Annotated in this window: 12 protein-coding genes; 3 read left to right on the top strand and 9 right to left on the bottom strand. The window is 66.0% G+C overall.

Annotated features, from left to right (window positions below; translation table 11 throughout):
- Nucleotides 1-19: 19 nt before the first annotated feature.
- Nucleotides 20-1,030 carry an SMP-30/gluconolactonase/LRE family protein gene (locus ACFC3J_RS00235; protein ID WP_375194200.1) on the top strand — a complete coding sequence of 337 codons (1,011 nt, stop codon included), beginning with the start codon at nt 20-22 and terminating at the stop codon, nt 1,028-1,030.
- Nucleotides 1,031-1,074: 44 nt separating this feature from the next.
- Here ACFC3J_RS00235 and ACFC3J_RS00230 read toward each other — a convergent pair whose 3' ends face one another.
- Nucleotides 1,075-1,407 (bottom strand): c-type cytochrome, encoded by a 333-nt coding sequence (locus tag ACFC3J_RS00230; RefSeq protein WP_375194199.1) that lies wholly within the window; start codon nt 1,405-1,407, stop codon nt 1,075-1,077.
- 9 nt (nt 1,408-1,416) lie between these two features.
- Complete coding sequence (locus tag ACFC3J_RS00225) at nt 1,417-3,342, bottom strand: pyrroloquinoline quinone-dependent dehydrogenase (RefSeq protein ID WP_375194198.1); 1,926 nt, start codon at nt 3,340-3,342, stop codon at nt 1,417-1,419.
- 147 nt (nt 3,343-3,489) lie between these two features.
- On the opposite strand from ACFC3J_RS00225, the gene ACFC3J_RS00220 reads away from it, so the two are divergent.
- Both ACFC3J_RS00220 and ACFC3J_RS00215 read left to right on the top strand, forming a co-directional pair.
- The gene (locus ACFC3J_RS00220) at nt 3,490-4,677 is read left to right on the top strand and encodes a CaiB/BaiF CoA transferase family protein (RefSeq protein ID WP_375194197.1); all 1,188 of its coding nucleotides are present in this window, start codon (nt 3,490-3,492) and stop codon (nt 4,675-4,677) included.
- Nucleotides 4,674-5,456: an enoyl-CoA hydratase gene (locus tag ACFC3J_RS00215; RefSeq protein ID WP_375194196.1), complete on the top strand. Its 783-nt coding sequence runs from the start codon at nt 4,674-4,676 to the stop codon at nt 5,454-5,456. The genes ACFC3J_RS00220 and ACFC3J_RS00215 overlap by 4 nt, the downstream gene beginning before the upstream one ends.
- Nucleotides 5,457-5,484: 28 nt before the next feature.
- Here ACFC3J_RS00215 and ACFC3J_RS00210 read toward each other — a convergent pair whose 3' ends face one another.
- From ACFC3J_RS00210 to ACFC3J_RS00180, 7 genes are all read right to left on the bottom strand, one after another.
- The gene (locus tag ACFC3J_RS00210) at nt 5,485-5,961 is read right to left on the bottom strand and encodes a c-type cytochrome (RefSeq protein ID WP_375194195.1); all 477 of its coding nucleotides are present in this window, start codon (nt 5,959-5,961) and stop codon (nt 5,485-5,487) included.
- A 16-nt stretch (nt 5,962-5,977) separates the two neighbouring features.
- Nucleotides 5,978-8,038, bottom strand: coding sequence for a PQQ-binding-like beta-propeller repeat protein (locus tag ACFC3J_RS00205; RefSeq protein WP_375194194.1), 2,061 nt, complete (start codon nt 8,036-8,038; stop codon nt 5,978-5,980).
- A gap of 61 nt (nt 8,039-8,099) precedes the next feature.
- Nucleotides 8,100-9,584: an NAD-dependent succinate-semialdehyde dehydrogenase gene (locus ACFC3J_RS00200; protein WP_375194193.1), complete on the bottom strand. Its 1,485-nt coding sequence runs from the start codon at nt 9,582-9,584 to the stop codon at nt 8,100-8,102.
- A 20-nt stretch (nt 9,585-9,604) separates the two neighbouring features.
- Complete coding sequence (locus ACFC3J_RS00195) at nt 9,605-10,831, bottom strand: iron-containing alcohol dehydrogenase (protein ID WP_375194276.1); 1,227 nt, start codon at nt 10,829-10,831, stop codon at nt 9,605-9,607.
- A 5-nt stretch (nt 10,832-10,836) separates the two neighbouring features.
- Entirely contained in the window at nt 10,837-11,235 is a 399-nt protein-coding gene (locus ACFC3J_RS00190) for a c-type cytochrome (protein WP_375194192.1), read from the bottom strand.
- A gap of 88 nt (nt 11,236-11,323) precedes the next feature.
- Nucleotides 11,324-12,646, bottom strand: a complete 1,323-nt coding sequence (locus tag ACFC3J_RS00185) for an MFS transporter (RefSeq protein WP_375194191.1) — start codon at nt 12,644-12,646, stop codon at nt 11,324-11,326.
- Nucleotides 12,643-13,986 (bottom strand): amidohydrolase family protein, encoded by a 1,344-nt coding sequence (locus ACFC3J_RS00180; RefSeq protein ID WP_375194190.1) that lies wholly within the window; start codon nt 13,984-13,986, stop codon nt 12,643-12,645. Before ACFC3J_RS00180 ends, ACFC3J_RS00185 begins: the two co-directional genes overlap by 4 nt.
- Between the last annotated feature and the right edge of the window lie 39 nt (nt 13,987-14,025).

Raw genomic sequence — 14,025 nt, 5'->3', positions numbered from 1 at the left:
ATTTGCCGAAGGAACCGCCATGCCGTCCCGTCTTCGCTCCGCCCTGCTTGCAGCCGCGCTCTGTCACCTGAGTTGCGCCCCGCTGCTGGCGCAAGAACCGGCCCCCGCCCCATCTGTCGAACGGCTCGATCCGGCGCTCGACGCGGTGATCGCTCCGGGCACGCCGGTCGAGCGTGTGGCGACCGGCTTCGGCTTCACCGAGGGGCCTTTATGGCATGAAGGCCGCCTCTGGTTCTCCGATGTGACCGGGGACAGAATGCGGGCGGTGAGTCCGGACGGCAGGGTCGAGGAACTGATCGCCAATTCGGGCGGGCTGCCCAATCCCCCGGCGGGAGCCAGCATCGGGTCCAACGGCATGGCACCCGCGCCCGACGGGACGGTGCTGATGACGCAGATGGGCGCTCGCCGCATCGTGAAGGTCGGCAAGGACGGGAGGCTGACCCCCTTTCTGTCGGATTATCAGGGCAAGCGGCTGAACAGTCCCAATGATCTCGTCTACGACGGGAGCGGGGCGCTATGGTTCACCGATCCGCCCTTCGGCCTGTTCAACGGCATGGACAGGGATCCGGCCAAGGAGCTGCCGTTCAACGCGGTGTTCCGCTATGCCGGGGGAAGGCTGACGCCGGTCATCACGGACATGACCTTGCCCAACGGAATTGGCTTTTCGCCCGATTTCAGGACCCTTTATGTCGGCAATTACGGGCCGGAAATGTATGTTCGCGCCTATGACGTGCGCCCGGACGGCAGCCTGTCCGCGCCGCGCGAGTTGATCCGCTTCCCCGGCGGTCGCGGCGGCCCGGATGGTCTGAAGGTCGATACCGCAGGCAATATCTGGATGACGGGTCCGGGCGGCATCCGCATCGTCACGCCGAAGGGCAAGGTGCTGGGCCAGATCAGACTGCCGGAAACGGCGGCCAACCTTGCCTTCGCGGAAGATGGCTACACGGTCTATATCACTGGCAGCACAAGCATCTATCGCCTGCACAGCAAAGTGAAAGGCATGCTGCCGCTCTACGCAGACCGCAAATGAAATGGGGGCGGACGGGGACGGCCCACCCGCCCACCCGCCCGCCGTTATCGGCCGCCCGCGTGCGGCGCGCCAGCCGGCGCTGCGCCGGGCGTGGCGTAATTTTTCGCCAGATAGGCGGTAATCGTCCTGATTTCTTCCGGAGAAACCTCGGCCCCGCGATCGGCCATGCCCTGCACCGTCGCCTCCCACTCCGCCTCGCTCCGCGGCTTCTGAAAGACCTGCCCGATCGTGTGACAGAAGCCGCACCGTTCGTTGATGAGATCGAGGCCCGGGCCGGGCGGCGGCGCCGCCGCCTGCGCGGGCAGGTGCTGGGCCAATGCCCCTACCCCGATCAGGGGCAGGGCCAAAGCGATGATCGTCAGTCCGGCGTTACGCATGTCTGGTCCTCAAGGAAGCGCATAGGCCACCACCTCGTCGCTGGTGGCCGGTGAAAAGGCGAAGCCCCCTGTCGCCACGACGGCGACCATCTGCCGTTTCCCCACGGCATAGGTCATCGGCGTTCCGTAGCTGGAACCGGGCAGTTCCGCGGTCCAGAGCAGCCTGCCCGTCTTCGTTTCGAACGCACGCAGGCGCTGGTCCTTGGTCGCGCCGATGAAGGTCAGGCCACCCGACGTCGTGAACGGACCGCCTGCGCTGGTGATGCCCGCATCCTTGAGCGCGGGATGGCCGGTATCGCCCAGCGGACGGCGCCACGCGACCGTGCCCTTGACGACATCCACCGCCACCAGTTCGCCCCATGGCGGCTTGTGGCAGGGAAAGCCGGTCTCCATGTCCGCGAAATAGGCGTAACCGCCCTTCATGCTCCAGCTTCCATCGGGCTGCTGCTCCAGCTGCTGGGGACTGGCCAGTTCATTGAGGTTGATGACGTAAAGCCCCAGATCCGGGTCGAAAGCCCCCCCACCCCAGTCGGCGCCGCCCAGACTGCCAGGGAAGAAGTTGATCGCGCTGTCGGCCCGTAGGGGCTGAAACGGCTTGCTGGGGGCGATGTTCAGCTTCCTGACCAGCGCCTCGCACCGTGCCTTCAGCTCCGGCGTGACATCCAATATGTCGTCGGCGGCATAGGACAGGCGCGTCAGCGGCGGCGGCGCAACAGGCATCGGCTGGGTCGGCCAGGGCTGTTCGCCCGGAACGTCGGTTTCCGTCGGAACGGGCATTTCGTGCACGTCGAACAGCGGCTTTCCCGTAACGCGATCGAGGATGAACATGATCGCCGTCTTGTTCATCGCCACCAGCGCAGGGATGACCCGCCCGCCCCGCCTGATGTCCACGAGTGTCAGCGTCGGCAGGTCGAGGTCCCAGATGTCATGATGGACCGTCTGGAAATGCCAGAGATATTTTCCGGTCGCCGCGTCCACCGCGACCACCGAGTTCGAGTAAAGATTGCTGCCCTTGCGGTCGGCCCCCCAGCGGTCGAAGGTGGGGGCGCCGACGGGCAGATAGGCTATGCCCCGCTTCGCATCGACCTGGACGAAGGTCCATACATTGGTCCCCGATCGCGCCTTCGCGCTGTCCCCTTCCCAAGTGTCGGCGCCCTTTTCGCCCGCCTGCGGGATGGTGTGGAAGGTCCAGACCAGCTTGCCGGTGCGCGCGTCCCAGGCGCGCACGTCGCCCGCCGCGCCCTTGACCGGCATCTCCTGAACCCGCGATCCGGTGATGACCAGATCCCTGTAGATGGCAGGCGGGCTGCTCATGCCGAGCGGCGCGGCCTTCAGACCGTTCATCACCTCGGGCGTCTTCATGTTGACGATCCCGGCGTCCCCGAAGCTGTCGGCAGGCTGGCCTGTCGCAGCATCCAGCGCGATCAGCTTGCCGGATCGCGTGCCGAAGAAAATGCGCGCCCCCTTGCCCTTTGATCCGGGCCAATAGGCCACGCCGCGGGTCGAGGGCTGATCCCTGTTTGCCAGCGTGTAGACCCAGCGCTCTTTCCCCGTCGCTGCGTCTAGCGCAACGACGCGATTATAGGGGGTGGCTAGATACATGACGCCACCCACCACCAGCGGCGTCGCTTCGGAAGCTGAAAACCCCGTGGCGAATTTGGCGCGCATGCCATCGGGCATCGGCCCTGTATCGGCGGTCACGCCGGGCGGACGCATATGATATGTCCAGGCCTGCCGCAACATCGCCACATTGGCGGTGCTGATCTGCCTGAGCGGCGAATGGCGCGCGCCGCCGGGATCGCGGCCATAAGCGGCCCAGTCGCCATCGGCGGGCGAGGCGGCCGGGGCTGCCCCGCCAAGGGCGCTGGCGGCCACGGAAACCAGCGAAGCCAGAATGATGGGCCGGCGGAACGAGGATGGAATTTTCAACGACATGCCTCTCCTGAAGGCGGGGCATATCTTTCACGACAAGCCCGGTTGTTCTTTTGTCTTAGTAATGGTAGCAGAGGGCAAAATCATATACAATATGATCTGTGACGGAAAAATCTGCGCCTGTGGATCGGCGCGTAAGGGAGATGGAATATGGCGACGCTGCCGTTGTCCGGCATAAGAGTGCTCGACATTTCGCAGGTAATGGCAGGCCCGTTCTGCTGCATGCTGCTGGGCGACATGGGTGCTGACGTCATCAAGATCGAACCGCCGGTGACGGGCGATTCGACCCGCCACTCGATGGGTTTCCGCCTGAAGGGCGAGGATAGCCCCGGCTTCCTCGCGCTTAACCGCAACAAGCGCAGCATTGCGCTCAACCTGAAGGACGACGCCGACCGCGAGGTGCTTTATGCGCTGGTGAAAAGCGCCGACGTGTTGGTGGAAAATGCCCGCCCCGGCGTCGCGGCACGGCTCGGCATTGACTATGACAGGCTGGCGAAGATCAATCCGCGTCTCGTCTATGCCAGCATTTCAGGCTTCGGCCAGACCGGGCCGTGGGCGCAGCGCCCCGGCTTCGACCTGATCGCGCAGGCCATGTCGGGCATCTTGAGCTCCAACGGCTTTCCGGGCATGGAACCGGCGAAGAACAGCATCGCCGTCGCCGATCTGGGTGCAGGCCTTTTCTCGGCCTATGCCATCCTCTCGGCCATCATCGGCCGGGAAAAGAGCGGACAGGGCCAATATATCGATGCTTCCCTGCTGGAAGCCGCGCTGGGCCTTTCGATCTGGGAGACGACCGAACTGTGGGGCACGGGCAGGTCGCCTACGCCCATCGGCTCGGCCAACCGCATGTCCGCCCCTTATCAGGCGGTACAGGCGTCGGACGGCTGGTTCGTCATCGGCGCAGCGAATCAGGGACTCTGGCTGACCTTCCTCAACGTTCTCGGTCGCCCGGAGCTTCAGGACGATCCGCGCTATTCCACCAACGCCGCACGCGTAACCAACCGCGTCGTGCTGATCGAAGACCTTGCGCCCTCCTTCCTTGCCCGCACGCGGCAGGAATGGATCGATGCCCTGCTCGCAGCGGGCGTGCCTGCCGCACCGATCCTCGACTATGGCGAGGCAGTGGCCAGCGAACAGGCCGTCGCCCGAGACATGGTGATGCAGGTGCCGCATCCGGTGGAGGGCGAGTTCAAGGCGCTCGGCTTCCCGGTGAAGATGCGCGGCACGCCACAGGAGGTCAGACTCCCGCCCCCGCTGCTGAACGAGCATAGCGACCTCATCCGGCAGGAACTGATGGATATGGGCCTGCTCGCCCCGCAGCAGGAGGTCGCCAGATGAGCGAAGCGCGCCTGATCTACGAAAAGCGGGGCAATCAGGCCCATATCCTGTTCGACAACCCCGCCGCCCATAATGCGCTGACGAGCACCATGTGGCACGAACTGCGCGATGCGGCGCGGGACATCGCCGCGGACCCGTCCATCCGCGTCGCCCTGTTCCGCGGCGTCGGCGGAAGGGCGTTCATTTCCGGCACCGACATTTCCAAGTTCGCGGATTATCAGAGCGGCCAGCAGGGCGTCGATTATGAGCGCGACATCGACGACTGCATGGGCGCGATCGACGCCATCCCCTGCACCACGATCGCTGTGGTGGAGGGCTGGGCCGTAGGCGGCGGGATCAATATCTCCTCGGCCTGCGATTTCCGTATCGCGACGCGGGACGCGCGCTTCGGATCACCGATCGGGCGCACGATCGGCAATTGCCTGTCCGCCGCCAGCGTCGCGCGGATCGGCGCGGCAGTGGGCGTGCAGCGGGCAAAGCGCATGGTGCTGCTGGGTGAGATGTTGACGGCGGAAGAACTGCTCGCCAGCGGCTTCCTGTTGCGGATCGTGGAGCGCGAAACGCTGGATGCGGAGGCCGACGCGCTGGCGCGGCGCGCCGCAGAAAATGCGCCGCTCACTACCCGCGCCACCAAGGAAACGATCCGGCGCATGACCCTGGACGCCCTCCCCGATGTCGAGGATCTGATCGCGGAGGTCTATGGCAGCGCCGATTTCAGACGGGGCGTGGCCGAGTTTCTGGCGCGGACGAAGAAGGTGCCGGACTGGACCGGCACCTGATGAGGGGCGGCGTCACCGCCGTCCTGCCCTATTTACCGCATGTGCATGCCTGGCCCGCCGCCGCCGGTTCGGGCTTCTGCGCCACGATCCTGACATTGGGCATCAGGGCCGCATTGGGCGGCAGCGCCAGATCGCCCGCCGGAAAGCCGTTGGCCTCGAACATATAGGCTTCGATATCGGCGACCTTCCGCCCGCCCAGACTGCCCGGCGCGTTCAAAGGCATGGTCGACTGGATGCGCCCGAACAGGTCCCCGGCCGAGGTGTTGTTCCAGTTGTTGAGAAAATTCGGCCCGACCAGCGCCGGCGCGACATCGATCCCGGCCAGCGTTTCGCCATGGCAGGCCGCGCAATTTTCCGCATAGGCAATCTTGCCGCGTTCGGCCTGTGCCTTGGTATAGACGCCGGTCCACACATGGCGATCGGGCGCCTGCGCCCGCGTCACCACCGCGCCACCCAGCAGCAGCACCGCGCCCGCCAGCCAATATCCCCGCGTCACCCTGCCCATCAAGCCACTCCTGCCATTAAGCCACTCCGGGAAGCCGGAACGCCACAAGTTCGGCGCTGTAATTGCCGCCGCCGATAGCGACGACGATATATTGGCGGTTGTTCAGCATATAGGTCATCGGCGATCCACTCTGGGGAGCGGGCATGTAGACCGCGCCTTTTTCCTCCCCGGTCGCCTTGTCATAGGCCCGCAGCATCGCGCCCCTGATGCCATATTCATTGGTGTAGAAGCCTGCCTCGCCACAGATTACCAGCGTCCTGGTGCAAAGCGGTCCCAAATTGCCGGCGCGGCCGGTGCGCGGAATCTTCAGCCCCTTGAGCGCCGGATGGTTGCGCACATTGTCAGGCGTCTCGCCATGCGCGACCTGCCATTTGAGATCGCCTTTGCTCAGGTCAATGGCGGTGATCCGGCCATAGGGCGGCTTCAGCAAGGGCAGCCCCCGTACCGCGAGAAAGCCGGGCGGCGCTCCCGAACCGGGCCTTGCCGCCGGTGGTCGCCGGAAGGGGTTGGGCGCCTCCGCACCCATCGCGACCTGCGACTGCACTTCGGCTCCCGCAATGCCATGCACCTGCGGAAATTCAGAGACGCCCTTATCCTCGTTCGGGATGATGCCGATCACCGAGGGCTGGGTCTTTGAATAGACGAAGACGGTGTGGCTTTCCGGATCGTAGCAGCCGCCCGGCCAGTTGGTTCCGCCCTGAATGCCCGGCGCGGAAATGGTGCCCCAGCGGCCCGGTTTGCTGACCACCGGCGGCGTGTAAAGAGGGCCGATCTTATATTGCTTCACCAGTTCGACCGCTTCAGCCCGCAGTTCCGGCGTGAAATCTATGAGGTCGTCGATGCCGACGCCCTGCACGTCGTAGGCGGGGGGCTTGGTCGGGAAGGGCTGCGTCTTGGCATACCATTCGCCCGGCACGTCGCCCGCCTCCACCGGCCGTTCGACAATCGGCCAGATCGGCTGGCCGTTGGTGCGGTCGAGCACATAGAGGAAGCATTGCTTGGTCGGCTGGGCCAGCGCCTTCACCGTCCTGCCGTTCACCGGTATGTCGCACAGGATCGGCGCGCAGGGTATGTCGCGGTCCCACAAGCCATGATGGACGAGCTGATAATGCCAGCGCCGCTCGCCCGTCTCCAGATCCAGCGCGACGAGCGACTCCCCGAACAGGGCATTGCCGCGGCGAAACATGCCCATCTCGTCCCCGGTGGGCAGCTCCACCGGCACATAGACCAGTCCCAGTTCCTCGTCGGCGGACATTTCGGCCCAGACGCCGCCATTCCCCGCCTCATCGGCATCACCGTTCAGCCAGCTGTCATAGCCATATTCGCCCTTTTTCGGGATGGTATGGAAGATCCACTTGCGCTTGCCGGTGCGCACGTCAAAGCCGCGCACATAGCCCTTCACATTCTTGCGCACGGCGGGCACGTCGCCCGCCGCATGTGCGGCACCCACGACGACGACGTCCCGCGCGATGAGCGGCGTCGCATGCAGTCCCACATCAGCGGTTTCCGGATCGAGTTCCTGATCGAAATCCTTCTTGAGATCGACCACGCCATCGATGCCGAAGGCGGGATCGGGAAGGCCGGTCGCAGCATCCAGCGAGACGAGCTGATAGCCGATGGTCACGAACAGGATGCGCTCCAGCTTGCCGTCGGTCCAGTAGGAGCAGCCATGGCCCGAAAGCTGACGCGGGGAGTTGAGCGCGCGCTGCCCCTCGTCCTTGCGGAACATCCAGAGCAACTCGCCGGTCGCAGCGTCGACCGCCACGCAGTCGCGGCGCGACCCGGCGGTCAGGAACAGGCGCCCCTTGACCAGAAGCGGCGTCGGTTCGAACTGATATTCCTTGCGGGCACCCAATATGTCGGTCTTGAAGGTCCATGCAACCTGCAGATCGCTGAAATTCCCGGCGTTGATCTGGTCAAGCGGCGAATAGCGCGTATTGGCCTGATCGGCCGCATAATGGCGCCATTCCGTATCCGGCCCGCCGGGCAGGTCCTGCGCCATGGCGCGCCGCACCGGAACCGTTCCGATGGTTGCGGCGACGGCGACCGTCCCGCCCAACAGCCTGCGTCGGGTCATCCTCAACATCGCGATCCCGGCCCCTCTCCTATTTCCTGTAGCGTCGTGACACGGCCGCTGCTTACCAACTGACCGCGATATATTTCGCCTCGCAATATTCGAGCAGGCCGTGATGCCCGCCCTCGCGTCCAAGGCCGCTCTGCTTGACGCCGCCGAAAGGCGCGGCCGCATCCGACACCAGACCGCGATTGACCGCCACCATGCCTGCCTCGATCCGCTCGGCCAGTTGCAGGCCGCGCTTGAGGTCGCCGGTATAGACATAGGCGGCAAGGCCATATTCGGTGGCATTGGCCAGCGCCACCGCCTCCGCCGGATCGTCGAACGGAACCACCGCCGCCACCGGGCCGAATACTTCCGTCACCAATATCTCCGACCCCGGCTGGATGTTCGCGACCACCGACGGCGGGTAGAAGAAGCCCGCACCCTCCGGCGCCCTGCCGCCCAGCCTCACTTCCGCGCCCCGCACCACGGCGTCCGCCACCAGATGCTCGATCTTGTCGATGGCCTGCCGGTTGATCATCGCGCCGCACTGGGTCGCCTCGTCCGTGCCCGGCCCCATCCGCATCGCGCCCATGCGTTTCACCAGCTTCGCGACGAAGGCATCATGGATGCCGCGCTGAACGTAGAAGCGGTTGGCGGCCGTGCAGGCCTCCCCGGCGTTGCGCATCTTGGCGACCATCGCGCCCTCGATCGCCTCGTCTATGTCAGCGTCGTCCAGCACCAGGAAGGGCGCGTTGCCGCCCAGTTCCATGGACGAGCTGATGACCTGGTCGGCCGCCTGGCGCAGCAGGATGCGGCCGACCTCGGTCGATCCGGTGAAGGACAGTTTGCGCACCCGCGGATCATGCAGGATACGGCTGCACAACGGCCCCGGATCGCTGCTGTTGACGACATTGACCACGCCTGCGGGCACGCCTGCGCGGCGCATGATCTCCGCCACCGCGAGCGCCGTCAGCGGCGTTTCCTCGGCCGGCTTCAGGATGCAGGTGCAGCCCGCCGCCAGCGCCGGGGCGATCTTGCGCGTCGCCATGGCCGCCGGAAAATTCCATGGCGTGATCAGCAGGGCGATGCCGATCGGCTGATATTGCACCATGATGCGGTTCGCGCCGGATGGCGAAACGGCCAGCTCGCCGTTGATGCGCACCGCCTCCTCCGCATACCAGCGGAAGAATTCGGCGGCATAGGCCACCTCACCGCGCGCATCGGACAGCGCCTTGCCATTTTCCAGCGCGATGAGCTGCGCCAGCCATTCCTGCTCCGCCATCATCGCGTGGAAACAGGCGAGCAATATGTCGGCGCGTCTGCGCGGCGGGGTCGCGGCCCAGTCAGCGGCGGCAGCGGCGGCGGCATCGACGGCGGCCAGACCTTCGGCCGGGCTGGCGTCTGCAACGGAGGTCAGCACCGTTTCGGTCGCGGGGTTGAGAATGTCGATGCGCTTGCCGCTGGCAGGGGGCATCCACGTCTCGCCGATCAGCAGTCCGGTGGGAATGGCAAAGGGGCCGTCATGGCCGTCGGTCGTCGTGCAGGTGTAGCTTTGGGTCGTCATGGGGAACCTTGTTTGAGAAATCAGGCGGACCTGAGCGCCGCCCGCTCGCCCGAGAAGGCGGCGCGGGTGATGGCCTGCATGGCGGAAAGGTCGAGGGGCCGGGGATTGTTCTTGACCAGCCGTGCCGCGTTCAATCCGTTTTCCGCCACGAAATCCTGCTGGTCGGGCTTAAGGCCCAGCGCCGCGAGAGAGCGCGGAATGTTCACGCGGCCCAGCAGGTCCGCGACCGCATCGATGAACGCCTGCGACAACGCCTCTTCCGCCGCGCCGGGCAGGCCCACGGTCCGCGCCAGCTCGGCAAAGGCCGGAATGCAGAATGGCTGGTTGAACTGCATGACATAGGGCAGCAGCGTGGCCACCCCGTCGCCATGTGCGGTATGCGTCAGGTTGCCGACCGGATATTGCAGCGCATGCGCCGCCGCCGTCCCCGCCGTGCCGAAGGCGCAGCCCGCCGCCAGCGCGGCCAGCATCAGCCCCTCGCGCGCCTCCATGTCGCTGCCGTCGCGATAGGCCCGCTCCAGAAACCGGAAGATGTTGGCGACGGCCAGCCGCGCAAAATGATCCGACAACAGGTTCTTGCCCACGAACACATGATCCTGCGTCAACATGGGGTCGGCGGGCCGGGCCAATGTCGTATAGGCCTCCACCGCATGGGTCAGCGCGTCGGCTCCCGAACAGGCGGTCAGGCCCGGCGGACAGGTGACGGTCAGTTCCGGGTCGCAGATCGCCACCAGCGGGATCAGATGGGGGCTGGCAATGCCGACCTTCGCGCCGCGCTCGTCGTCGGAAACCACGGCGACCGGCGTGACTTCCGATCCGGTGCCCGCCGTCGTCGGCATGGCGATCAGGGGCATGACCGGACCGGGCACGGCGAATTCGCCATAACAGGAACGGACGTCGCCGCCATGGGTCAGCAGAACGGCGGCCACCTTGGCCATGTCCATCGAACTGCCGCCGCCAATGCCGACGACCTGATCGGGCGCGAAATCGCGCACCTCCTCAATGCAGGCCTCGATCGATCCGATCGGCAGGTCGGGGATCGTCCGGTCGAAGGTCCGGACCTCCACGCCATGGGCATGCAGGTCCGCGACCATGGCGTGAAATTCGGGCTGGGCGGCCTGCCGTTCGTCGGTGCAGAGCAGGGCGCGCCTGCCCAGCTTGCCGGCGACGGAGCCGAGCGCATGCCGCTGTCCCCGCCCGAACAGGACCGAGCGTGGCAGGCGAAGCGCGCCGAAGGCGGGGGGCATCTCGCTCACTTCCGCTTACCATCCGCGCCATATTGTTTCAGATAGGCGATGACGTCGGCGCGATCCTGCGCGGCGGCCATGCCGGGGAAGATCATCTTCGTGCCCGGAACCAGCTTCGCGGGACCTTGCAGCAGCCTGTCGATGCTGATCTCGTCCCATTTGATGCCCGCGGCCTTCATGGCGGGCGAATAGGCGTAGCCCGCCTCGCTTCCGGCCGCCCGGCCGACGACGCCGTTCAGCGACGGCCCCATGGAGCGCGCCGGGTTCGGCCCGACCTTGTGGCAGGCCGCGCAGCGCGCGAAAAGCTGCTGCCCATGCGCGGCATTGCCGGTCGGCGCGGGGGCGGCGATCGCCGTGCCCGCGATCGCGGCGCCCATGCCCGCAGCGAATATCCAAATCTTCACCTAAGCAATCTCCTGTCGTGCGCGCCGGGCGCGCAATGGTCCCATCAAAGCGCCGCCGGGCGCTTCAGATCCTTGTCGTTCCGGGGCATCAGGCCCGCATGCCCTGCCCGTCGTCCAGCCTGCGCGACGCATCGATCCGCAGGAACAGCGCCGCCGCGATCAGGCACAGGACGGACAGGACCGCAAAGGCCGCGAACCAGCCGCTCATGCTGACGATATAACCTGTCACCGCCGCCGCGACCGCGGCTCCGCTGTTGCCCAGCGTGTTCATCACCGCCGAGACCGACCCCGCATATTCGCCGCCAATGTCCAGCGTCACCGCCCAAGAGACGCCGACCGTCAGTTCCAGCCCGAACAGCGCGACGCAGAAGCAGAGGATGCTCGCGACTTCTCCATCCATGGCGGCGGCCAGCGGGATCATCATCGCCGCCACAAGAAATCCGATCACCGCCACGACGCGGCGCGCCATCTTCAGCCCGGCGCCGCGCTTCACCAGCAGGTCCGACGCCCATCCGCCCATCAGGTCCCCCACCACGCCCGCCATCAGCGGCAGGCTGGCGAACAGGCCCATCATGGCGATGTCGAACCCGCGGGCGTCGTGCAGATATTTGGGGAACCAGGTCAGGAAGATGTTGATGCAATAAGCGTAGCAGAAATACATGGCCGACAGCAGCCAGAGCTGCGGATTGGCGAGCAGAGGACGCCACGGCACGCTGACCCGCGCGCGGCCCGCGCCCAGCGCGCCCTCGATCATCGCCAGTTCGGCGCTGTTGACCGAAGGATGCTCGCGGGGCGTGTCGCGATAATAGAAGAACCACAGGGCGGCCCAGCCGATGCCGACCAGCGCAAATACCATAAAGGGCATGCGCCAGCCGAAATGCACGATGAGCAGCGCCACGAATACCGGCGTCACCGCCCCACCCAGCCGCGCACCCGCATGGGTGACGCCCTGCGCCCATCCGCGCTCCGACGGGAGCATCCAGCGCGACAGCGACCGGGTGGCGATCGGGAAAGCGCCCGCCTCCCCCATGCCGAACAGGAAGCGGCAGACCATCATCGACCCGGCCGACCAGGTCATGGCCGTCGCGGCGGTGAAGGCCGACCACCAGAGCACCACGCCGGTCAGCGCCCGGCGCGGCCCGAACCTGTCGCCCAGCCAGCCGCCGGGAATCTGGAACAGGGCATAGGCGATGGAGAAGGAGGCGAATATCCACCCCATCGTCACGGGCGAAAAGCCATATTCCTTCTCGATCACCGGCGCCGCCGTGGCGATCACCACGCGGTCCATATAGGTGATAAGATAGGCCAGCACCGTCAGCCAGAGGACGGCGTGGCGCGCGCGCGTGGGACGCGCCATGGCAGCTCCGGCCGACACTTCCCCCGGCTCCGCGACGCTGGCCTCGCCGGTCACGGACGGGCTCCGCAGGCAGCCGCCGGGCGGCCGGTGCAGGTCTGCCAGATCGTCGGCACCTTACTCCCCGCGATGTAGACGGCGTCGATGGCGCGGCTGTTGCGAATGTCCGCTATGGGGTTGCGGTCCAGCACCAGCAGGTCGGCCCATTTGCCCGGCGCGACCGTGCCGATGTCCTTCGCGCCCATAAACTCCGCATTGGCGCTGGTCGCGGCCGTGATCGCCTGCATCGGCGTCACGCCCGCCTTTACCATCAGCTCCAGCTCCCAATGCGCAAAATAGCCCGGAAAGCGGGCGGTCGGCCCGCTATCGGTGCCCATGCCGTAGCGGATGCCGGCCTTCGCCTCTCGCGCGAAATTGTCCATCGCATGGCGCAGGGTCGGCGCATATTTGGGAAAGTTGGGTGCAGCGCCCAGCTTCGCCGCCCGCTCCGGACTGGCCAGTTCCTTCAGCACCGCGGGCGTCACCCCCCGCGTGAAGAACGGATCGTCCAGAAAGGGCAGCGTCCTGTAGGTGAAGGACGCCTCCCGGCTCAGCGTCGCGGCCATCTGCCACACGCCCTTCGCCTTCATCTGGCCCAGCAGCGCATCGTCCACCGCCCGGTCGCGCACGGAATGGGCAAAGGCGTCCACCCCCTCCCGCGTCAGTTCGGCGGCATTGTCATAATAGAAGATGTGGGCAACGGTCTTCTTGCCGTCCTTGTGCGCCTCGTCGATCACCGCGCTGCTGATCTGCGGCGGCATGCGCTCTTCCAGCATACCGAATTCGTCATCGACCCACAGCTTGATGAGGTCGGCGCCTTTGGCGACCTGCCGGTCCACCATATCCCGCGCCTCCGCCGGCGTCGCGACCGACTGATCCAGACCGGGAACGCCACCATAGCTGCCCTTGAACACCACGCCCTGCCCCACGGTATAAACCCGCGACATGGCGCCGCGGCGCTGACGCATCTGTTGGATCGGAAAGATCAGATCCTTTTCCGTGCCCAGCGTCTGGACGGTCGTGACCCCGTAAGCCGCATAGAGCCTCAGCTGCTTCTCGATGTTTTCGGCCGTTTGATATTGGAGGTTCTGGGCAATGCCGTCGACCAGACCCAGATGGACGTGGCTGTCGATCAGACCGGGCATCACATATTTGCCCTTCAGCCTTTCGATCCTCGCCCCGGCCGGAACCTTCAGCCGCGCGGACGGCCCGACCCAGCTGATCCGGCCGTCGCTGACGATCAGCGACTGGTTCGCCATCGCCGCACGCCCCGTCCCGTCGATCAGCGTGAAATCGCGCAAGACGATCGTTTCCGCGCCGGAGGGCGCAGAGCAGGCCAGCACTGCCAGAGCGCCCACAGCCCAACCAAGTCGTTTGCCTCTTTGCATCAAACGCAT

The sequence above is a fragment of the Sphingobium sp. genome (genome assembly GCF_041987595.1).
Classification (GTDB): domain Bacteria; phylum Pseudomonadota; class Alphaproteobacteria; order Sphingomonadales; family Sphingomonadaceae; genus Sphingobium.
Note: the sequence above shows the minus strand (reverse complement) of the source record. Positions and strands in the feature narration are given on the sequence as shown.